Source organism: Bacteroides sp. Marseille-P8574, assembly GCF_902825465.1.
Lineage (GTDB): Bacteria > Bacteroidota > Bacteroidia > Bacteroidales > Bacteroidaceae > Bacteroides > Bacteroides uniformis.
On the sequence record NZ_CADEBE010000002.1, the window covers coordinates 979,204 to 999,877 of the forward strand.

The window sequence follows — 20,674 nt, forward strand, 5'->3', positions numbered from 1 at the left end:
ATGGTTATTGACTTTACACCCAGTACAAAGGAATCAGAAGAAGCTAGAATATTAAAGCTAAAGAAAGATGCAGTAGAAGCTGGTATTAAAGCTAAGGAAATTTTAAACAGCATAGGAATTAAATATATCATCCGACTTTATAAAGAAGGTGGTTGTATTAAGTTTTACAAAGGTTCTAAATGTATAATGATGGCAGGTTTACTAGCTGGCACTAATGAACTAACAGCTAATTTCTCTCTTTATTATAATGCTACTAAACTTAAAGACAGGAAAAGATTTAAAACTGTAGAAGAAAATGATTTCCTTACAGATATACTACTAAACCTTTATTCTCAACTACAATAATCAGACCTAAGATAGTGTTTAGATGAATTATTAAAATTATTGTAATTTAGCTTTGATATGTAAAATATTATTATTACATTTGCAATATGATAAAGAGTTAAATGGGAATGACTTTATCATTCTGATTAGTGAGTAATTTAGTTCTATTTTACTACTAATCAAAGTAATAATACTACAGATACTTCTAATACAAAGATTATCCTATCACATAGATTATTTATTTTATAACTAACTTCGTTATTCATTCAGTAAGGTAGTCTGTGAAGATAGCCTTACTTTACTTTGATTATTAACTACTTAAACTATATATACTATGTTTACAACCTATGTATTACTAACATTCTTAACAGTTCTAATGTATTTCCTTATTAGGACTGTAGTAAATGAGATTAAACAACATATCACAGAAGAAACAGATAGGGTTATTAAGGCTATTAAAGATAAGAACTATGTGGGTAGATGAAGAAGCAGTTATATTAGAATCAGATGAAGCATTAAATATACTAAGTGAATGAAACGTATGTCAGAACAAACTATTAACGCAATTATTAACTACTTAGTCCAGCAACCTTATAAAGATGTGGCTGGACTGTTACAGATGGTACAGCAGGATTTACAAACTAAAGAAGAACCTGCTAAGGAAGAATAACCCATTAGCCTGTAAATGGTATATGGTTAATGTGAATGATTTATGACTTATGATAATGGAATACAGGCTAGTACAAACTACTAGCTTAAATGGATAAATTTGATGAATTAGAACTAAATGGAAGGAAACTACTAGAATCATTTTTAATACAAGTGGGTGCTACTAATCTGCATCCTACAGAAGATAAGTTTGCACCAGTGGACTACTATTTTACTTATAAGGATAAGAAGGTAGTAGCCGAAATAAAGGTAAGAGATATTAAGTATGAAGGCTATGATACTCACTTAATGGAAGTATCTAAATATAAGTCCTTAGTGAAGGATAAGAAAGATAGCCAGTCAGATACAGCATACTACATTAACTTCTTTACAGATGGAACTAAAGTTAATGCCTATTGGTATAGTACTAATACTGTTAGGAACTTTGGTACTATAGATTATAAATACTGTCCGACTACTACAGCAGCCGATAACGGTAACTACTATAAGAAGGTTATTATGATTCCTTCTAATAAGGCTCAAAGATTTACCTTAGTAAATGGTGGATGGTCTAAGATTTCGCCTAAATTTTAATTATAAACCCCAGCTTACTTTAATCGGTAGGCTGGGGTTTTGTTATTATGGGTTGTAAATTAAAACAGCCACTTATGACTTTTTATTACTTCCTTTAGGCAGCGATTCTAATCTATATTTGCACTCTATATCCATCCACCTAGGAATATTAAGCGTTATATTATACTGTTTACTATAAGCATCTATTAATTTATCTTTCCATCCACTATTAGCTAACTCCCTAGTTTCAGTGTACTTAAATATAGTTTCCTCTAACGCTCCTAAAAAATCTTCCAAAGTTTCAAATACAGGTGTCTTAGAAGGTTTCGTAGAATACCAAGCAGTAGGACGAAGTTTATGTATCTGCTTATTTTTATATTGTACTTTTACAGTCCAATTAGCGGATTTGCCCATAGCAGCACTTATTTCCCAGATATTTCTTAGCCAAATATCAGTAATAGTTACAATACCATTACTATCCATCTTATAAGCAAAAATAAGATATTTAACGTGAAGCATATATGGCTTCTCTATTATCTCCTTTACATAAGACTTAAAATCTGCTATATCAAAACCAGCACTACCTTCACTATTAAAAGCTTTAACTTCTACTAAATTAACCTTTCTGTCCTCATTTAAAAATATATCTGGTGGCATCTGTGTATTAGGATTAGGAGCAAAATATATATTATTAGCCCTTAACCATCCTTCTAACCACTCTTGTATTATAGAGGAGTTCTATAAATTAAAATATTGTAGTACAGTTGTTTATATGGTTCCAAGAGCGTAAATTTGCAGAAAATAAGAATTTTATAATGAACAAGTTATCCCGATACCGTAAGCTTCGTTATAATCAACTATTTGAGTCAGAGAATCGTGAATTGCGTTTGAATGAAATGGGCAATCCTCTTGAAGTGTTGTCTCAGTATGTTGATTTTGAGATCTTTCGTCCTACTCTTGAATCAGCCCTTTTTACCGGAGAGCGCAAAAGTAATGCCGGTCGTCCGCCGATAGACTGTGTGCTGATGTTCAAGGTCTTGTTTCTTCAGCGTTATTATGGTTTGAGTGACCATCAGATAGAGTATCAGATAGTTGACCGTACGAGTTTCCGCAAGTTTCTTGGTATTGAATGTGTTGACGATGTTCCCGACGAGAAGACGGTGTGGAAGTATCGCGAACTCCTGACAAATACAGGCGTTTATGACAAGCTTTTTTCGGAATTTCATAGTTTCATGGAAAGTAAGGGTCTGCAATTCAATGAGGGTCGCATCATTGATGCCAGTTTTGTTATTGCCCCTCGCCAACGTAACACCCGTGATGAAAATGAGCAGATAAAACAGGGAGCGGGTAATAAGTTGTGGAATGACAATCCCCACAAGAAGTGCCACAAGGATGTAGATGCCCGCTGGACAAAGAAGCGTGATGAGACTTTTTACGGCTACAAGCAGCATACTAAAGTTGAGAAACGCAATAAGATCATACTTTCTTATGATACCACGTCGGCAGAAGTGCATGATTCCAAAGGCTTTGAAGGACTGCTGGATGAAAAAGACGAAGGCAAGGACTTGTATTTGGACGCCGGTTATGTCGGACAAGAGGAGATTGTAAAACAGCATAAGATGAATCCGATAATTTGCGAAAAGGGCTACCGTAACCGTCCGCTTACCAAGGAGCAGAAATCAGACAATAGGAAAAAATCCAAGACACGTTGCCTTGTCGAGCATGTATTCGGGTTTGAGGAACAAACCATGCGTGGACTTGTGGTGCGTACAGTAGGGCTTATTCGTGCTAAAGCCAATGTAGCACTCACCAGTCTTGTGTATAACATCAGTCGTTACACGCAAATAATCAGGCTGAAACCTGAGTTGTTGGGGTGAATTATGCCTGCACATCCAATTTTTACAACAAACACAAGTTAATTATTGTAAAAATTGGGGGGGTAGAAAATATTCGCTAAATTTGAAAGACTAAAGCTCACAAATTGGGCAGTTAAAGAGTTCTGCTGTCTGATACAAGAGGATAAATTGAATTGATAGAACTCACCTATATTACCTACTACATCTTTCTGTTTAACAATAATACCCACACTTCCCAAGCAGAAGGTTATCCGTCCTTCCACTGATTTTATATTGAAGTCTGTGAGCAACTTATCATATAGCTCCTCTGGAGTAATATGTATTAATTCCTCTGCCATAACTATATCTGTTTTAGAAGTCGACTACACACAGCCTTAATAACTGGTACTACAACAGTATTACCAAGCAAATCAAAACCATCTTTCTCTGATACATCAAACTGATAATCTTCTGGATACCCAAAGAGTCTTAACCCTTCTCTTAGTGAAAGTTTTCTTAAACCATTACCGTCCACCACTACCAGTTTCTGCATATCCATAGCGACCAGAGTAGGAGCTATAGAAGCAGGGTCTAGTATCTTAGTTATCTCAAAGCTAAGTTTACCAGTTACTATATTATATCCTTTAGGAAGGCTAGTATCTTGCTCTCTATGTGACGATGAAATATTACCAACCTTCTTAGTTATTTTTCTTTTAGGATGCTCATAGACTAAATACCCTTTCTGCACTAGACCATCTAAGAGCTTTTGCAAATCAGAGCCAGCGTAGAAAGTAGTTATCATTTCTTTGGTAAGTGGCATTCCATCCATCCAATCTATGCCATATTCAGCAGCCCATTTCTTCTTCCTACGTTCTGTCAAAAGAAGATTAAGTAGTTCCTTCTCTCTTTTTGTTGTCTTACCTTTAAGGTCAATATCCCAACTGTGTATATTGTCCTTACCACCTCTCTTATCTTTAATGGATTTACCATAAAGTTCTGAGATTTCATATTTAGACAGAAGTAACTTAGTAAACTGACTTTTAATTGTCGGTAAACCCACCTCTAATATATCTCCTAAAGAATGTTCTACAATAGGGAAATTATCTAACTTGACGGTGTTATTAAAAGTACCTACTATGTAGATTCTTTTTCGTTCTTGTGGTACTCCAAAATATTTAGAGTTAAGAACCGCATAAGATACCTTGTAACCTATAGCCTTTAGATGCTTGAGAATAGTTTTAAGTGTTTTCCCCCCATCGTGATTTACTAGACCTTCTACATTCTCCAAGATGAATCCTTTAGGCTTCTTGGCTAAAAGAATCCTCTCAACATCAAAGAATAAAGTTCCTCTAGTATCAGCAAATCCTAGCCGATTACCAGCAGCACTAAAGGCTTGGCAAGGAAAGCCAGCACATAATATATCAAAATCAGGAATAGTAGCAGCATCCACTTTAGTAATATCTCCTACTATTTCTTCATTAGGGTGATTCTGTTTTAATACATCTAAGGCATACGGCTTTATTTCAGAAGTAAATACACAAATAGGGGTATAACCAGCTTCAATAGCAGCTAGTTCTAACCCTTTGCGGATTCCTCCAATCCCTGCGAATAAATCTATAAAGCGTAAATTCATTATTTGCCTATTAATCCAATTTAGCGCAAAGGTACTAAAAAGGAGCAAATAATCACCATTATTAACGATATTTGCTCCTTACATCTTGAATAAGATTCCTCAACTGTCACTAGATATATTGGTATTCTATAACCCAATTATTAGCTATAGCTATATCTACAAACTCATTCACTGTTACTACTTCATCTATATCATCCGTTTCCATTACCATATTAGCATTACTAATTACAAAGTACTCACCTTCATCATAAGCAGGAAACTTTCTAATACCATTCTGAAAGGTAGCATATTCACCGTGAACATAGTAGGCTGTCTTTACTTGGAACTTACTATTAGCATTATAGAACACATTGTAAACACCGCCAATAGTATAGACTTCCAGTAGTACAGCACCATTCTTAACGGTAATCATCTTATTACAAGTTTTAACACCGCTTTCCCTTTCCTTCTTCTTAAAGGTAGTAATTCTATAAGGCACTATCTTAGTAATAAGCTGCTTCACTAGATTACGCTTTTCAGTGAAGTTACCTTCTATCTGTTCTAAATAGTCTTTAGGTAAGGTAGGCTGGCTATAGAAGGTCTTTAAATCTCTTAGCTTCTCTAATTCACCTTTAGCCTGCTCTATTGACTTCTCAAAGTTCTTCATTTCCTGCCTAACACCCTTAGCGGTTCTATTAAATTCTTCCATAGCCATAGTTCTCATATCTTCATCATCCCCAGCCATTTCAGCAGCATTAATAGAGAATTGGTAGGCTGTAGATAGTCTTTTCTTTAATTTATCTATCTCCTTAGTGAAGTTCTGAATACTATAGTTCTGGTATTCTATCTTCTCCTCACATTCTCTAATCTGCTCTTCTCGCTTCTCATCATTCATATTAGCATAGCCTATCAGTTCCTTCTTTACCAATTCCCATATAATAGGCTCTAGCTTTTCATTAGCTATAGATGTTCTATTAGTACAGTCTGTAATATTGTTAATACCACTCATACAAAGCCAACTAACAGCAGGTTTACCATTTACTAATCTATAAGTCTGCCCAAATTCACCAGCCTTCCTTCTAGGTGTTAATGTATATCCACAATCTGGGCACTTAATCAGCTTAGATAACAGATATACTTGCTGGTTTGGGTATGGTTCATCCTTTACCCTATTCTTCTTTCTCTTATTGGCTGCTGCTTCATATAGTTCCTTATCTATAATAATAGGTGTATTAACATCGAATACTTCTACTTCATCAGTATCTGGGTCTTTAAGATTCACCTTCTTAATACCAGTAGCATAGCTTTCATAAGTAAGAATATGTTCGATAGTACCTAAAGAGAATTTCCTATTTAGCTTCTCACCATACTTATCAGTAATAGCCAAAGCAGTGGACTTTAAAGTAGCACCTTCCTTTAGATATTCATTATATACTGCCTGTACTACTTCTGCTTCTTCTTCATTAACTACTATCTGGTTCTTCTTACTCTTATCAGTACCTTCATATCTCTTATAGCCAAAGTAAGGCTGCCCGATAGATATTCTGTTATTATCCAGTTCGTTTCTTCTAGCAGATGCTATTTGAGTTTTCATACTCTTTAGATACTTCCAAGCTGCATCGAAGGCTGCACCGATAACTAATTCTGCATCCCTTACCTTCTTACCTGTTTCTGGGTTAATAGTCCAAAGGTCTATATCTTTAAAGTAAACAGGTATATTCATATTAATAAGTAGACGCACATAGATACGACCAGAAGCAGGGTCACGGCTCATTCTACTTACTTCTGACACTAACACTACATCAAACCTCTGCTCTTTAGCTGCTCTTAGCAATCTATCAATAGAATCTCTGTTCTTCTTAGTAACATCATCCTTACCAGTAATCTTTTCACCATATACTAAATTCTCTAGGTCATATTCATAACCCATAGATTTAGCTAGCCTAGTTAAATCTCTGGTCTGTCTGTTTAAATCTTGGTTCTTAGTAGAACATCTGATTAGAAATGCTGCTTTCATATTTGTTTGGTATTTAATTCGTTATCTTCGTTTCGGAAGCGAAATTACCAAAAGTCACAGAACTATGCAAGTGATTTCTTTATGTTGAGGTATAGGGATTCAACACATGCATCCCATCAATGAAGGTCTGTGTCTCATAGCTGCTCCCACCACGTACCAGTAATTCGCCGGTCTCCCCCTGCACCTGCGTACCGGGCAAGGTCTGCAATGCCTTGTACAAATCACCGTTTGCACCGCCCACCGTGACTAGTTCCACCGGATGCATATCGCTCCACCTGCTATTGGCGGCAGGAGTCTTTTTCCCTCTTACCACCACTTCGTCCAGACCTATACTATCGATATTGAATGTCAGACGCACGGTATCCGTCACCGACTTCTGCGCTACGGAAGCTTGTACAAAGAGAAGTCCGCCCGTCATTAAAAAGATTATTTTCCACTTCATATCTTCATGTTCGTTATGTTTTCCTGCCACAAACATAAAGGAAGGACACGGACAAAAAAAATATCCGGGACAGACGACCCGGATATGTGACGAACAACCAACGACTTGTGACGAATGGCGTATCTCTGTGACGAATAGCTACCGCTTTATCTTGTTTTCTATCAGTGCTTTCACCTCCTTGGCATAGGCACGTGAAACAGGAATCTCCTCTCCATCTCCCTCCAGCCTCAACCGGTATCCTTGAGAGTTTCCGTCCACTTTCACCACCTTGCGGGCATTCACCAGAAAGGATCTATGACACCGGATAATGAAGGGGCAGGCAGCAACCGCCTCCTCTGCCTGCTTCATCGTGGCACGCAACATCTTCCGGGTACTCTCTCCCTTCAGTCGATAATCCACCTTCACATAATTTCCTTCAGCCTCCGCATAAAGAAAATCTACGGCCTTCACTTCCAGCATATCTTTGGTGCCACCGGAAAACACCAACACTTCCTCCGGAGAAAACTCCTTACTTTCCGCCCCAACCTCTTGAGATGCCCTCTTTGAAAGGTGGCAATTTATCTCCATGGCTTCTTGCAGATTACGGGTCAGTTGCAAATTGCGATTCCACAGCAAGAAAAACACGACTGGAAAAGGTGCCAGTACCATTACCCAAGACAAAGCCAGAAAAAACAACCGCTTGTCCAGCCACATACCCATCAACCATGAATGATAGACCCAAATTCCCACCGCTATCAGTAACAGCATCAGCAACACGTCCAACACGTGTTTACCCAACGTCCAGTTCTGCTCTTTATAATAGGTGGGAAACAATGCCGGAAGCAGGTAAGTGAAGATGCTCGAAGCACCCGCCGCTATAAGTGCCGAACCGGCAACCACCCAAAATACACCTTCCTTTATCCGGGAAATACCGAAAGGTTGGAGTATATATAGTATCAGAAATATAATGACCGAAGGTATCACCACCGCTTTCCAACGTTGATAAAACATGGGATAGGGGCTCCGCCAAAGTTCTGTCAGTTTATTCATAAGTATTACCTCTCTTCTTTACATGGTAGTACATGCAAAGATATGTAATATATTTGTTATATACGGATTGCAAAATACAGTATTTCTAGAGAAAATGAAGAAAGAAACATAAGTTTTTATGTTATAGAACATATTTATCGCAAACATTTCGTATCTTTGCAGCGTTATAAGATAAAAGAAAAGATATAAAACCCGCTTTCCGAAACGCGGAGAGCACAAAAAGATGAGAATTATGAAAAAGAATGCAAATGAAATTTTTATGTTACAGTACCAAATCAAACGCTATCAAGCAATGGGTAATGGAACAATGTGCCAAACACTGAACGGTAAACTACAAAAACTGCTTGCAAAGCAGCCCCTTGTAACCATGTAAAAAAACACCTTTAAATACAATGAATGAAGGGCGGAGAACTGAAAAATTCCCCGCCCTTCTTCTTCTCTGGCATATTCCAAACCAACAGAAAATAACTCAAGCCGCAACAATATCCTTCCCGAAAGGAGTCAATGCCAGCCCTGCCAACTTAAAATGTTGAATACCGAAAGGAATGCCTATAATAGTGATGCACAGCAACAACCCGAATCCCAAGTGCGAAAGGCAAATCCAAATGCCGCCCAAGAATATCCAAAGAATATTCATCAGCACATAGAGGCAACCGTTGGAACGTTCCCCGCTACGAACCTCTTTGCCGAAAGGCCACAAGGCAAGGCTTGCCATTTTCAAGGTCTGCATGCCGAAAGGGATGCCAATAATGGTGAACATCATCAATAAACTTGCAATAAGATACTCCACAGCAGTGATGATACCTCCAAACATCAACCACAAAATATTCATAAAACAGCCCATAGCTTTCCTTTTTTTAATACTGAACACAAATATAGCATTATTTATTTGAATGGTCCGTCTCCCAGTCACTAAATTCAAAACTCAGCTGCTCCCAGACTCCTTTCTCCTCCCCCTCTTCACGGGGGTTGGAAACGGAAAGCCCAATCAAACGGATAGGATGATGTTCATAATCCACTTCCTGCAGCAATTGCTTTGCCAAAGGCAGAATCACGTCAAGGGCAACCAGCTCCTTTGTTTGGGTCATACTGCGGGTAATCTGGCTAAAATCATGAAACTTGATTTTCAGCGTCAGCGTATTCCCGCGGAAATTGGCGTGCTCCAGTCGCCCCACCAGCTCCACTGCCGCATGGTACAACTCTATAATGACGGATGAACGCTTGCTGATGTCCTTCTCCAACGTATGTTCACAGCCCACAGACTTGCGGATACGGACAGCCTCTACCGGACGGGTATCGATGCCACGGGCAAAATCATAATAGACTGTCCCCACTTTGCCAAACTCGCGGGTCAGCATTTCCAAAGACTGCATGCGCAGCTGTTCCCCGTTGTGAATCCCCAAGGTGTGCATCTTCTTCGCCGTTACCGGTCCCACTCCCCAAAAACTTTCAATGGGCAGCCGGGCAACAAAGTCCAGTGCCTGGGCAGGATGTATGGTGCAAAGCCCGTCCGGCTTGCGGTAGTCCGAGGCTATCTTGGCAAGAAACTTATTATAGGATATGCCGGCGGAAGCCACCAGATTCAACCTCTCCCGCACCTTCCGCTTTATCTCCTTCGCGATGTCCACAGCCAACGGAATGCCCGGTTTATTCTCCGTCACATCCAAAAAAGCCTCGTCCAGCGAAATGGGCTCGATGACATCCGTATATTCATGAAAGATTTCGTGTATCTGGCGGGAAACGGATTTGTAGACTTCCATCCGTCCCGGGATAAAGATAAGTTGGGGGCACAGCCGCTTTGCCTTCAGTGACGACATGGCAGAACGCACCCCGAAACGCCGTGCCTCGTAACTGGCTGCCGCCACCACTCCCCGCTCCTCCGCATGGCCCACGGCAATGGGCTTGCCCCGCAATGCAGGATTATCACGCTGTTCTACGGAGGCGTAGAATGCGTCCATATCGATGTGTATAATTTTTCGTCCGGTCATTCTTCTTTCAACTCCCCGATACAAAGATACACTAATTTTTCTTCATCCGAAGTATCCGCCGATAGACATAAATGAAGGCTGGTATTAAAAAGGCATCTGCAAAAATCCATGCAGTAGGGTCACCAAAACACACGGCCAGATAGCCGAAAGCCGGAACAGCCAGCAGGCTGACCAGTATCCGGGCAATCATTTCCGAGACACCGGAAAGCATGGCAAGATTGGTATATCCCACCCCCTGGATAGTGTATCGCAGGATGCAGAGCAGTCCCAGAACCGGGAAAAAGGAAACGGAAATGTGCAGGAACAACTCCGTATTCTTTAAAATCTCCAACTCAGAGGCATCTACAAAGAGCAGGGCAAAAGTCCTGGCACCGAACATCAGTACACAGAAAGTGAACGCCCAATAAACAATCATCATCAGGGTGCTTGCCTTGACTCCCATCCAGATACGTTCCGGCTTGCCCGCACCGTAGTTTTGCCCGCTATAGGTGGCCATTGCCATGCCCAGACTCTCGAAAGGACACATGAAAAACATCTTGATACGCATGGCTGCCGTGAATGCAGCCACACAAGCCGTACCCAAAGCATTATTGGCACTTTGCAGCATAATGCTGCCAATGGCAGTAATGGAAAATTGCAGTCCCATGGGTACGCCGATGTACATCAGTGTGCGTGCCAAAGCACCATCGAATTTCCGCTCGGCAGGCGTTGTCTTCAGAATGTCGAAACGACGCATCATATAGATGTAGCACAATATGGCCGAGACGCCTTGTGAAAATACGGTAGCGATGGCAGCTCCTGCCACTCCCCAACCCAGTACCAGAATGCAGAACAAATCGAGCAGGATATTCAGTACCGTAGAGAGAAGTAGAAACCAAAACGGCGTCTTGCTGTCACCCAATGCACGGATAATACTGGACAGCAGATTATAGAAGAAAGTAAAGGGAACCCCGATAAACGTGACAAGCAGGTAATAATAGGCTCCCGTGAATATGTTCTCCGGCGTACTCATCATGTGCAGAATATCTGCACAGTAAATGCTGGTAACCACGGCAATGACAACAGACATCACCGCAGCCAGCTGCAGGCTGACAGCCACATAACGGCGCATCGTGACATAATCCCGCGCACCGAACTTTTGCGCCACGGGAATGCCGAAACCTCCGCAACAGCCATTGCAGAATCCCAGAATAAGAAAAACGACCGAAGTGCTTGCCCCGACTGAAGCCAAGGCGTTGATACCCAGAAAGCGCCCCACGATGGCTGCATCCACCAATGAATAGGTCTGTTGCAGCAGATTGCCGAGCAGTAAAGGCAAAGTAAAGTTGAAAATCAACGGAAGAGCCCGTCCTTCCGTCATTTCTCTGGATGTTGCCATAAATCTGATACCTCCGAAATTGGGTGCAAAAATACGAAAAGATAGCGTTTACAGACTTGACGAAAGTCAAATTTAATAGGGAAGCTTAAGGAGAAGGAAGGCGAAGGATAAATCGTTCCATCGTGGGGGAAATATTATTCCTCCACGATGGAACGATTAAATCTATGCAGATTCGGAGCTTAGTATTTACACTCGCGAATTATCTCTATCAGCTGCCAGAAATCTTCGGGATGAACATCTCCGATATTGCCGATACGGAAAGTGTCGGCTTGCGAAATCTTTCCCGGATAGATGACAAATCCACGCTCTTTCAGTTGTGTGTAGAAAGTTTTGAAGTTGAAATCGGCATAAGGATAGAGGAAAGAAGTAATAACGGGCGATTGAATCTCGTCCGGCAGCAACGTTTGGAAACCGAGGGAACGCATGCCGTCCACCAGCACGCGGTGGTTCTCGCAATATCTGTTGTGACGGGCCTCCACACCGCCCTCCTCTGCCAGTTCGTCCATGGCTTGCTTGAAGGCGCGGACCACGTGTGTGGGAGAAGTAAAACGCCATTTGCCATGTCCTTTCTCCATGGCTTCCCATTGGTCGTAAATGTCGAGAGAGAGTGACTTGGAGACGCCCTTGCAGTGCAACAGCTCGGAACGGCGAGCGATGATGAAGCCAAATCCCGGAACGCCCTGGATGCACTTGTTGGCACTGCTGATGAGGAAGTCTATGCCCAGTTCGTGTACATCGAGGGGAACACCGCCGAAGCTGCTCATGGCGTCTACAATCAGTTTCTTGCCGTGCATCTTGACGAGGTGGGCTATCTCCTTGAGGGGATTGAGCACGCCGGTAGTGGTTTCGCAATGCACCACGGCAACGTGAGTGATTTCGGCATTGTGCGAAAGATAGTCGTCAACGTAGCTGACGGAGACTTGCTCCGTTTCGTCAAAAGCAAGCATGTCGTACGAGATGCCGTGATACTCGGCGATGTTGCCCATGCGGTCGCCATAGGCGCCGTTGCTCAGTATGAGAAGTTTGTCGCCAGGCTTGATGACGCTACCGATGACGGCTTCCACACAGTACGTGCCGCTGCCTTGCAGGAGGATGGAAGTATAGTCGCCGGTATGCTGGGTGGCGAGGGAGACGAGGGACTTACGGATTTCTTCCACAATGTGGAGGTTGTAGTCTTCGTCCCAGGTACACCAGTCGGTCAGCATGGCTTCCTTGACAGTTTGTGAGGTAGTAAGGGGGCCGGGGGTAAGGAGAATGTAGGGTTTCATATGCATTGAGTTTTTAAGTTTATACGTTTATAAGGGTTACAAAATCTCAAGTTTACGGTTTATCTCGGCGATGACTGCGGGAAGCTCGGCAATGGTATCGACCACATAGTGGGCACCGGCGGCAAGCATGCGGCGGCGGACATCGGCCTTACGGGCTTCGAGCTCATCGGCAGGCAAGGAGGAGACTTCCTCTTGTGTCAGTCCCAGTTCGTTACTGCCGAGGACTACACCGACGGTCCATGCTTTGGCATTGATACCCTCCTTGATGTCGGCGATGGTATCGCCATACTTCAACACACAATCTACGGAGGGGATGGCGAGGTCTGCCATATTCTTATATATCATGTAGGGAGCAGGACGGCCTGCAGGCAACCCGTCGGGAGTGACACAATTATCTACCGCATAGCCTTTGGCAGTGGCGGCAGGCAGCACAACATCCATCATAGAGCGGGTATAGCCGGTGGTGGAGCCAATGCGGACGCCTTGCGCACGCAGTGCGGAAATCGTTTCCACCACACCGGGAATAGGGTCGGTATAATCTTCGAGCGAGGCAAACAACACCCGTTGGAATTCGGCATAACGTGCCTGCACGTCTTCCTCACCGGCGGGACGGCCGAATTTCCGTTCAAATTCCGCACGGACACGCTCTATATTGAACAGCGCACGGATTTCTTCTACTTTGGTCAGCCCCATGTGCGCACGTGTTTCGGCAGCAGTGACGGGAACGCCGATGGCCCGAAAGCTCTCGACAAAGGCGGCGACGGGAGCAAAGCAACCGTAATCGACGGCAGTTCCTGCCCAGTCCATAATGATACATTCAATTCTTTTCATACGATATATTATTATTATTCAGTCTCAAGAAGCAAGGAATTGCCCGGCCGGGACCAACGGCGCAAACGGAAAAGGGAAGAGCCCAACGGTCCCGAAGCATTCTCCTTGCGATAGCGCTGCACCAGGTAGACAGCCGAGCATAGGAAAGCCACGCTGCACACAATGCCTACATAGCCCGACATCAGGTTATAGAAATCCAGCCAGTTGATGTCCGGATTGAAGAATTCCTTGAATACCAATACCACCACCGTACCGGTATACCCGATAAAATCGAGTGTGACGATAAAGAACCCCACATTCCCCTTGATGCGGAAGCAGGCGATGAAACGCTCGAAGAACAACGTCTGAAAGCTGAGGTAAACAGTATAGAGCGACAAACTCTGGAGGAACAGCCACGTCATGGGTGGCAGTTGCAACCCATCGTAATTGAAGGCCACGAATCCCAAGGTCGCTGTGCCGCACGTCACAAGCACCAGCAGCAGGCACAGCACCTTTATATTACTCCTCACCGCGGACATCAGCCCGAAAAGCAACAAGATAATCAGTGTCACCACCGCATCTACCTTGGCAAATGCCCACGACGACAGCCCCACCGCCTCCACATCCAGAATCTTCACCAGGAAGTCCTCCTTGATGTCCTGCAAGACGGTGATGAACAAGTTTGCCGCAAACAGCATCAGCAATACCGGCATGAAGCTCTTGAAGAGGTCCGCACGCGCCCTGCCGTCCAGCGTCACCCGTTCCGAGCGCAGTGCCCGGTCTGCCGCGGTAGGTTGCGGCATTCTCGTCATCAGCCAGCCCAGCAACGACAGCAGCGGGAAGGCAAAGGCACCGATAAAGGCAGGCATCCAGAACTCACTGATGTGGAGATGCTCCATCACAAACAGCCCGACAGACTTTGCCGTGCCCGAACTGATGGCAATGCTCAGCCCCATCAGGCTCGCCAGCAGATCCGTCACCCGCCGCCCCTCGAGGAAACTGAAAATCACTCCCCACATGCATCCCAACGAAAGCCCGTTGAAGAACAGCGCAAAGACATTCAGCGGCCGGGGCAACGCTCCGAACAGCACCAGCGAAAGCTCGGCCACCGCCACCGAGAGGATGATGAACTTCAGACGGTTCTCCTTCTTCAGTTCCGAAATTACCTTGATGCCAATCAGCTTGGAAATAAAATAGCCGGAAATCTGCACGATGCTGGTTGCCGTCTTGTAATCCATCCCGAAGAAGTCGAGCCCGTCGAAGCCCGCAGCCGTAAACGGCTTGCGCAGCGCATAGACCAGTGAATAGGAAAGCAAAGCCGCTCCACCCGCCCAAAGGATGAATAAGGCATCAGCCAGTCTCTTGCTCTGTATTATCTGTTTTTTCTCACCGTTGAACATAGTGTGTTGTTTAAATTCGTTCTTGATTTCGGTGGCAAAGATAGAGGCGGGCGCTGACAGCAAAAATGAATTTCCATTATTAATAAACTTCATGAAAACAGCCCTTTATTATGTAACATTAATGAAATATTTATGTAACGCCAGCATAACATCCGCACCTTTTCTTTGCACCCATTTAAGTAATGTATCATAGAAGCACACCCTTATGAACGACCTTTTAGACATATACAAACGCATCGAATACCTCCGCAACAAAGGAGTGAAAATGAAAGAAATGGCAGACCACACCAACATGGCGGCGAGCGTCCTCTCCTCCCTCTACTCCAGCGTCCTCCCCACCTACATCAGCACCCTGCGGAAAGGCAGTACGGAGGAAGAATCCCTGGACTACGCCCTCTCCCAAGTGAACAACGTATCGAAGAAGCGCCTCCTCGGCTCCCTCAAAGAACTGAAGGAACAACTTTTTGAGCTGGAGCCTGCTCCAGCCACGGGGCAAAAAGCCAACCCTTTCCTCGACATGCTGACCGAAGAGATGCTCCACTCGGCGCAGGAAGTGTACAATTACAGCGGCATCTACATCAGTTACAGCCTCTCTTCCTCCTCCAATGCCTTAAAGGTGGAGCCTTACCTGATAACCCCTGCCGACAGCAACGACCACGTCAAAGTGGTGCACATGAGCGCCTACAACACCACCCACTTCGGCACTGCTATCTTCAACAACCACCAGAATGCCTATATCTTCTTCAACGAACGCGAGGCGCCCCAACTGGCCTTGTTCACCATCTACCTGCAACTGCCCATGTACGACTTTCCCCACCTGCTCAAAGGGCTCTACCTCTGTCTGGACTACAACCGCAACCCCATAGCCCGCCGCATCCTCTTCATCAAACACTCGGACAGCACCTCCATGGACGACTTCCTGGAACTGAAAGGCCAACTCATCCCCCAAGACCAGCTGACCGACGAGCAACGCCCCTACTACAACTACACCTGCCAGCCGGGCGACTTCATCAAAACCTGTTCCGTCCCCTCTCCCCTGCTGAACGAGAAAGACCTGGAACGGGAGAAACGGATGCTGGAAATCTAAGACAGCCCGGACAGTCCGGGAATTTTCACTTTGCAACCAAGTTGCATCTCCTTTCCGCTACCTTTGCTGCAGAAAATAGAAAATAGGAGGAAACAATATGAGTTGCAAATGCTGCTGCACACACGGACATACAGCGATACAAGAAAAAAGAAACAGTCTGCTGAAAGATTATTGGAGAATCATCCTCTCTGCCCTATTGCTCTTCGGAGGGCTCATCCTGAATGCTACTGACGCCACCTTCTTCAAGGGAGAGTATGTACCTTTTATATGGTACTTGCTTGCCTATCTCCCCGTAGGCCTCCCGGTGATGAGGGAAGCCTGGGAAAGCATCCTGCAAAAGGACGTGTTCAGCGAATTCACCCTTATGTCCATCGCCACCCTCGGCGCCTTCTATATAGGCGAATATCCCGAAGGCGTTGCCGTCATGCTCTTCTACTCCTTGGGAGAGCTCTTTCAGGACAAAGCCGTAGACAAAGCCAAGCGTAACATCAGCGCCCTGCTCGACGTACGTCCCGAAACGGCAACGGTCATCAGAAACGGCAGTACGCTTGTCGAAGCTCCCCAACGTGTGCAGGTAGGCGAAACCATCGAAGTAAAAGCCGGAGAGCGCGTCCCCCTGGACGGAACGATGCTGGACGAAGTTGCCGCCTTCAACACCTCCGCACTGACGGGAGAAAGTGTTCCCCGCAACATCCGCCAAGGCGGGGAAGTGCTTGCCGGAATGATTGCGACCGACAAAGTCGTACGCATCCAAGTCACCAAACCCTTCGAGAAAAGTGCTCTTTCCCGTATATTGGAACTGGTGCAGAATGCCTCCGAGCGCAAAGCGCCGGCAGAACTTTTCATCCGTAAGTTTGCCCGTATCTATACGCCCACCGTCACCGGACTGGCGGCATTGATTGTACTGCTCCCCTTCCTCTATTCGCTGGCAGATGCACAATTCTCGTTCATCTTCAATGACTGGCTATACAGAGCATTGGTCTTTCTGGTTATCTCCTGCCCGTGCGCCCTCGTCGTAAGCATTCCGTTAGGCTACTTCGGAGGAATCGGTGCCGCCTCCCGCCTGGGTGTCCTCTTCAAAGGGGGCAACTACCTCAATGCCATCACCCAAGTCGACACGGTGGTATTCGACAAGACGGGTACGCTGACCAAAGGCACCTTCGATGTACAATCCTGCCAGGCACAACCGGGAGTTACGGAAGAGAAGTTGATACAGCTTGCCGCCTCGGCAGAGCGAAACAGTACGCACCCCATAGCCAAAGCCATCGTAAGCTATGCCAAACAAAGGGATATAGAGCTGATTGCCACAACGGACGTTACGGAGATTGCCGGCCACGGACTGCAAGCCACTATGGATGGAATGCGTGTCCTGGTGGGCAACACCCGCCTGCTGACTAAGTTCGGGATAGAATATCCCGATGAACTGTCATCAATTGTCGATACGATTGTGGTCTGCGCCATCGGAACCAAATATGCCGGCTATCTGTTATTATCAGACACATTGAAGGAAGACGCCGTCAACGCCGTCAAAGAATTAAAAGCTTTAAATATCAATAATATTCAGATATTATCGGGAGACAAACAAGCCATTGTTACTAACTTTGCAGAAAAGCTAGGCATCACCCAGGCATACGGAGACCTGCTGCCGGACGGAAAGGTGAAGCACATCGAGGCACTCCGCAGCAACCCTGCCAACCGGATAGCCTTTGTGGGCGACGGCATCAATGATGCCCCGGTTCTTGCCCTTAGTCATGTGGGCATCGCCATGGGCGGACTTGGCAGCGATGCCGCCATCGAAACCGCCGATGTAGTGATACAGACAGACCAGCCTTCGAGAGTGGGCACCGCCATTCATGCGGGCAGGCAAACCCGCCGGATTGTCTGGCAGAACATCTCGCTGGCTTTCGGAGTGAAGCTGCTTGTCCTCATCCTCGGTGCCGGTGGAATCGCCACACTTTGGGAAGCTGTCTTTGCCGACGTAGGCGTCGCCCTCATTGCGATAGTGAACGCCATACGCATACAGAAACTTATTAAATAGAAAAAATGGAACAAAAGAAATATTTGGACCTATTGGCCAAAAGAGACATACAGCCCACTGCCATTCGCATCCTGGTATTGCGCACCATGATGCAGGCAGGCCGTTCCGTCTCATTGCTCGACCTTGAAACCATGCTGGATACGGTGGACAAATCCACCATCTTCCGTACCCTTACCCTATTCCTCTCCCATCATCTGATACACAGTATAGATGACGGGACGGGTTCCTTCAAGTATGCCGTGTGCAGCGACAGTTGCTCTTGCGACGTAAGCGACCTGCACACCCATTTCCATTGCGAGAAATGCAACAAAACCTTCTGCTTCACCAACATTCCCACTCCGGTGGTGAAGCTGCCTCAAGGATTTACACTGAACAGCATCAACTATGTACTGAAAGGCATTTGTCCGGACTGTGCAGCAGAAGCCAACCGGGAGGCTTAGTTAAAAAATAAAAATCCATGCAGTCATTCATGTTCTTCTCTATCTTTAAGAAATAACATTGAGACAAACACATGGATACAAAAGCTCTTGTCACTTTATGCCAGAAGGGAAACGGGCAGGCCTTGAGCCTGCTCTACGAAAACTATTCAGAGAAAATGCTGAAAGTATGCCTACGCTATATTCCCGACCCAACGATAGCCCAAGATCTTCTTCACGACGGTTTTGTCATCATATTCACTTCCATTCATTCGCTGCGCAACCCGGAGAAACTGGAATACTGGATGAAAAAGATTATGAGAAACCTGGCACTGCAATACCTCAACCATGCCAATGCCAACCCCACCATCCCATTGACAGATATTCCGGAAGAGGAAGAGCCTGCTGAAAATCCTTTTTGTCCGGATTTCATTTCGTACGATAAGATGCTGGATATAGTGGAGAGCCTTCCGGAGGGCTACTGCAAGGTATTTAAACTGGCAGTACTGGAAGGATTGTCCCACAAAGAAATCGGAGATTTACTGGGTATAGCGCCACACTCCTCTTCCTCCCAATTGTTCCGGGCGAAAATTTTACTTAAAAAGATGCTGGCAGGATACCGTGTATTCATTGTTTTGACAGTATTGCTTCTCTTTCCAACGCTGTATGACTATCTGTACAGAGAGAAAAAGAGTATCAGGGAAAACCGTTTGTCCAAAGTTTCTTCCAGGCAAGCCGGGAGTACGCAACTAACAAAGAAAACCGATACTCCCCGAAACGACGAACAATGCTATACCAAAGAAAATCTGAACAAAAGGGAACGAATCATCCCTCCCGTTCCTGTTTCCACAGAATGGCCCCTTACCATACCCAAAATGAAAGATAGCATCCACAAATATCCCATACCCTCTCCATTCACCGGACAGACCATCACCAACCGGCAGATGGCTTTCGCCTCCTCCCCTTCCCCGATGCTGCCAACCCGCAAGAAGAAATCCGGGAAATGGAAGTTGATGCTGGCAGGTTCACTCGGACCGCAACTGGCACAGAACTTATATAAGCTGATTGCCACTCCACATACCGACGGCATTTCAAGTGACTTCCCTCAACAAGTCAGTACGTGGGAAGAGTATTATTCTTATCTGCACACCCGCTATCAGCAGGGTACTCTGGGAAAAGATTCCATCGGACTCATGCAGATTGCCCAGAATAACAGCGGCAGGATTGTTGAGAACCAGCAGCATCATGCCCCCATCGTCGTGGGACTCTCTCTCAGCAAGAAATTGAATGAGCGTTGGAGTCTGGAAACCGGATTGCAATATACGCTTCTCAGGTCGGAGTTCACTACCGGCGAAGCATTCCGCATTCAAGACAACCAGAAGCTACATTATATCGGCATCCCTCTCCGGCTTTCCTACCGTTTCTGGCATTACAAACGTTTCTCCGGTTATGCCACGGCAGGCATGCAGGTGGATATCCCCATAAAAGGGACACTCCAAAGCTTCCATGTCACGGACAGTATTCCACACAAGCTCGGCAGTCATCCGGTAAGTGCTCCCTGGCAGTGGTCGGTCAACACAAGTATAGGCATACAATATCACCTCACACCCCAGGCAGGCATCTATCTGGAGCCGACTGTAAACTATTACATCCCCGACGGCAGCCAACTGCGCACCATCCGAAAGGAACATCCGTTCACATTCACCCTCCCGGTAGGCCTCCGCATTTCCTGGTAAAAAAACGATGTGCCACGCAGTCTTTTACCCGACTGATTATCTATTTATATGGATAATCAAACTCAAGAAGGAA

Annotated in this window: 20 protein-coding genes and 1 pseudogene; 9 read left to right on the top strand and 12 right to left on the bottom strand. The window is 45.0% G+C overall.

Going from position 1 to position 20,674, the window contains the following annotated elements:
• From HUX74_RS16815 to HUX74_RS16825, 3 genes are all read left to right on the top strand, one after another.
• Entirely contained in the window at nucleotides 1-345 is a 345-nt protein-coding gene (locus tag HUX74_RS16815; protein WP_174647063.1) for a hypothetical protein, read from the top strand.
• A 511-nt stretch (nucleotides 346-856) separates the two neighbouring features.
• Nucleotides 857-994 carry a hypothetical protein gene (locus HUX74_RS16820; protein WP_165859763.1) on the top strand — a complete coding sequence of 46 codons (138 nt, stop codon included), beginning with the start codon at nucleotides 857-859 and terminating at the stop codon, nucleotides 992-994.
• Between the two features lie 89 nt (nucleotides 995-1,083).
• Entirely contained in the window at nucleotides 1,084-1,566 is a 483-nt protein-coding gene (locus HUX74_RS16825) for a hypothetical protein (RefSeq protein WP_174647064.1), read from the top strand.
• A gap of 72 nt (nucleotides 1,567-1,638) precedes the next feature.
• On the opposite strand, the gene HUX74_RS16830 is transcribed toward HUX74_RS16825, so the two are convergent.
• Nucleotides 1,639-2,274 carry an NgoBV family restriction endonuclease gene (locus tag HUX74_RS16830; protein WP_217451038.1) on the bottom strand — a complete coding sequence of 212 codons (636 nt, stop codon included), beginning with the start codon at nucleotides 2,272-2,274 and terminating at the stop codon, nucleotides 1,639-1,641.
• A gap of 86 nt (nucleotides 2,275-2,360) precedes the next feature.
• Between HUX74_RS16830 and HUX74_RS16835 the strand changes: the two genes are divergently transcribed.
• Nucleotides 2,361-3,422, top strand: coding sequence for an IS5-like element IS1169 family transposase (locus tag HUX74_RS16835; protein WP_008657074.1), 1,062 nt, complete (start codon nucleotides 2,361-2,363; stop codon nucleotides 3,420-3,422).
• 38 nt (nucleotides 3,423-3,460) lie between these two features.
• Here HUX74_RS16835 and HUX74_RS16840 read toward each other — a convergent pair whose 3' ends face one another.
• The 5 genes and pseudogenes from HUX74_RS16840 to HUX74_RS16860 form a co-directional block, all read right to left on the bottom strand.
• The gene (locus HUX74_RS16840) at nucleotides 3,461-3,739 is read right to left on the bottom strand and encodes an NgoBV family restriction endonuclease (protein ID WP_174647065.1); all 279 of its coding nucleotides are present in this window, start codon (nucleotides 3,737-3,739) and stop codon (nucleotides 3,461-3,463) included.
• A 2-nt stretch (nucleotides 3,740-3,741) separates the two neighbouring features.
• Nucleotides 3,742-5,013, bottom strand: coding sequence for a DNA (cytosine-5-)-methyltransferase (gene dcm, locus HUX74_RS16845; RefSeq protein ID WP_217451032.1), 1,272 nt, complete (start codon nucleotides 5,011-5,013; stop codon nucleotides 3,742-3,744).
• Nucleotides 5,014-5,122: 109 nt separating this feature from the next.
• Nucleotides 5,123-7,009, bottom strand: a complete 1,887-nt coding sequence (locus tag HUX74_RS16850; RefSeq protein WP_174647066.1) for a recombinase family protein — start codon at nucleotides 7,007-7,009, stop codon at nucleotides 5,123-5,125.
• 85 nt (nucleotides 7,010-7,094) lie between these two features.
• A pseudogene (locus HUX74_RS16855) lies at nucleotides 7,095-7,451 on the bottom strand (hypothetical protein); the annotation flags it as partial.
• Between the two features lie 138 nt (nucleotides 7,452-7,589).
• Nucleotides 7,590-8,480 carry a LytTR family DNA-binding domain-containing protein gene (locus HUX74_RS16860; RefSeq protein ID WP_174647067.1) on the bottom strand — a complete coding sequence of 297 codons (891 nt, stop codon included), beginning with the start codon at nucleotides 8,478-8,480 and terminating at the stop codon, nucleotides 7,590-7,592.
• 232 nt (nucleotides 8,481-8,712) lie between these two features.
• On the opposite strand from HUX74_RS16860, the gene HUX74_RS16865 reads away from it, so the two are divergent.
• Nucleotides 8,713-8,853 carry a hypothetical protein gene (locus tag HUX74_RS16865; RefSeq protein WP_165491341.1) on the top strand — a complete coding sequence of 47 codons (141 nt, stop codon included), beginning with the start codon at nucleotides 8,713-8,715 and terminating at the stop codon, nucleotides 8,851-8,853.
• Nucleotides 8,854-8,949: 96 nt separating this feature from the next.
• Here the strand turns inward: HUX74_RS16865 and HUX74_RS16870 are convergent, their stop codons facing one another.
• From HUX74_RS16870 to HUX74_RS16895, 6 genes are all read right to left on the bottom strand, one after another.
• Nucleotides 8,950-9,324 carry a YccF domain-containing protein gene (locus tag HUX74_RS16870; RefSeq protein WP_005832831.1) on the bottom strand — a complete coding sequence of 125 codons (375 nt, stop codon included), beginning with the start codon at nucleotides 9,322-9,324 and terminating at the stop codon, nucleotides 8,950-8,952.
• Between the two features lie 37 nt (nucleotides 9,325-9,361).
• Nucleotides 9,362-10,468, bottom strand: a complete 1,107-nt coding sequence (gene dinB, locus HUX74_RS16875; protein ID WP_117964204.1) for a DNA polymerase IV — start codon at nucleotides 10,466-10,468, stop codon at nucleotides 9,362-9,364.
• A gap of 31 nt (nucleotides 10,469-10,499) precedes the next feature.
• Nucleotides 10,500-11,846 carry an MATE family efflux transporter gene (locus HUX74_RS16880; RefSeq protein ID WP_044469012.1) on the bottom strand — a complete coding sequence of 449 codons (1,347 nt, stop codon included), beginning with the start codon at nucleotides 11,844-11,846 and terminating at the stop codon, nucleotides 10,500-10,502.
• Between the two features lie 179 nt (nucleotides 11,847-12,025).
• Complete coding sequence (locus HUX74_RS16885) at nucleotides 12,026-13,114, bottom strand: 2-aminoethylphosphonate--pyruvate transaminase (protein WP_174647068.1); 1,089 nt, start codon at nucleotides 13,112-13,114, stop codon at nucleotides 12,026-12,028.
• 36 nt (nucleotides 13,115-13,150) lie between these two features.
• Nucleotides 13,151-13,945, bottom strand: coding sequence for a phosphonoacetaldehyde hydrolase (phnX, locus tag HUX74_RS16890; protein ID WP_117964202.1), 795 nt, complete (start codon nucleotides 13,943-13,945; stop codon nucleotides 13,151-13,153).
• 14 nt (nucleotides 13,946-13,959) lie between these two features.
• A complete protein-coding gene (locus HUX74_RS16895; protein WP_117600419.1) occupies nucleotides 13,960-15,417 on the bottom strand; it encodes a DUF5690 family protein in 1,458 nt (485 codons plus the stop codon).
• Between the two features lie 112 nt (nucleotides 15,418-15,529).
• Here HUX74_RS16895 and HUX74_RS16900 point away from each other — a divergent pair, with 112 nt between their 5' ends.
• From HUX74_RS16900 to HUX74_RS16915, 4 genes are all read left to right on the top strand, one after another.
• Nucleotides 15,530-16,411, top strand: coding sequence for a hypothetical protein (locus HUX74_RS16900; RefSeq protein ID WP_117964201.1), 882 nt, complete (start codon nucleotides 15,530-15,532; stop codon nucleotides 16,409-16,411).
• Nucleotides 16,412-16,508: 97 nt separating this feature from the next.
• Nucleotides 16,509-18,449, top strand: coding sequence for a heavy metal translocating P-type ATPase (locus HUX74_RS16905; protein WP_174647069.1), 1,941 nt, complete (start codon nucleotides 16,509-16,511; stop codon nucleotides 18,447-18,449).
• 5 nt (nucleotides 18,450-18,454) lie between these two features.
• On the top strand, nucleotides 18,455-18,889 hold the full coding sequence (locus tag HUX74_RS16910) for a Fur family transcriptional regulator (RefSeq protein WP_117600422.1): 435 nt from the start codon (nucleotides 18,455-18,457) through the stop codon (nucleotides 18,887-18,889).
• Between the two features lie 71 nt (nucleotides 18,890-18,960).
• The gene (locus HUX74_RS16915; protein ID WP_118696433.1) at nucleotides 18,961-20,601 is read left to right on the top strand and encodes a sigma-70 family RNA polymerase sigma factor; all 1,641 of its coding nucleotides are present in this window, start codon (nucleotides 18,961-18,963) and stop codon (nucleotides 20,599-20,601) included.
• Nucleotides 20,602-20,674 lie beyond the last annotated feature (73 nt).

Excerpts from the sequence above, each read along its gene's own strand:
- HUX74_RS16815 (WP_174647063.1), top strand. The coding sequence starts at position 1 with ATGGTTATTGACTTTACACCCAGTACAAAGGAATCAGAAGAAGCTAGA.
- HUX74_RS16820 (WP_165859763.1), top strand. The coding sequence starts at position 857 with ATGAAACGTATGTCAGAACAAACTATTAACGCAATTATTAACTACTTA.
- HUX74_RS16825 (WP_174647064.1), top strand. The coding sequence starts at position 1,084 with ATGGATAAATTTGATGAATTAGAACTAAATGGAAGGAAACTACTAGAA.
- HUX74_RS16835 (WP_008657074.1), top strand. The coding sequence starts at position 2,361 with ATGAACAAGTTATCCCGATACCGTAAGCTTCGTTATAATCAACTATTT.
- HUX74_RS16840 (WP_174647065.1), bottom strand. The coding sequence starts at position 3,739 with ATGGCAGAGGAATTAATACATATTACTCCAGAGGAGCTATATGATAAG.
- dcm (WP_217451032.1), bottom strand. The coding sequence starts at position 5,013 with ATGAATTTACGCTTTATAGATTTATTCGCAGGGATTGGAGGAATCCGC.
- HUX74_RS16850 (WP_174647066.1), bottom strand. The coding sequence starts at position 7,009 with ATGAAAGCAGCATTTCTAATCAGATGTTCTACTAAGAACCAAGATTTA.
- HUX74_RS16860 (WP_174647067.1), bottom strand. The coding sequence starts at position 8,480 with ATGAATAAACTGACAGAACTTTGGCGGAGCCCCTATCCCATGTTTTAT.
- HUX74_RS16865 (WP_165491341.1), top strand. The coding sequence starts at position 8,713 with ATGAAAAAGAATGCAAATGAAATTTTTATGTTACAGTACCAAATCAAA.
- HUX74_RS16870 (WP_005832831.1), bottom strand. The coding sequence starts at position 9,324 with ATGGGCTGTTTTATGAATATTTTGTGGTTGATGTTTGGAGGTATCATC.
- dinB (WP_117964204.1), bottom strand. The coding sequence starts at position 10,468 with ATGACCGGACGAAAAATTATACACATCGATATGGACGCATTCTACGCC.
- HUX74_RS16880 (WP_044469012.1), bottom strand. The coding sequence starts at position 11,846 with ATGGCAACATCCAGAGAAATGACGGAAGGACGGGCTCTTCCGTTGATT.
- HUX74_RS16885 (WP_174647068.1), bottom strand. The coding sequence starts at position 13,114 with ATGAAACCCTACATTCTCCTTACCCCCGGCCCCCTTACTACCTCACAA.
- phnX (WP_117964202.1), bottom strand. The coding sequence starts at position 13,945 with ATGAAAAGAATTGAATGTATCATTATGGACTGGGCAGGAACTGCCGTC.
- HUX74_RS16895 (WP_117600419.1), bottom strand. The coding sequence starts at position 15,417 with ATGAAGTTTATTAATAATGGAAATTCATTTTTGCTGTCAGCGCCCGCC.
- HUX74_RS16900 (WP_117964201.1), top strand. The coding sequence starts at position 15,530 with ATGAACGACCTTTTAGACATATACAAACGCATCGAATACCTCCGCAAC.
- HUX74_RS16905 (WP_174647069.1), top strand. The coding sequence starts at position 16,509 with ATGAGTTGCAAATGCTGCTGCACACACGGACATACAGCGATACAAGAA.
- HUX74_RS16910 (WP_117600422.1), top strand. The coding sequence starts at position 18,455 with ATGGAACAAAAGAAATATTTGGACCTATTGGCCAAAAGAGACATACAG.
- HUX74_RS16915 (WP_118696433.1), top strand. The coding sequence starts at position 18,961 with ATGGATACAAAAGCTCTTGTCACTTTATGCCAGAAGGGAAACGGGCAG.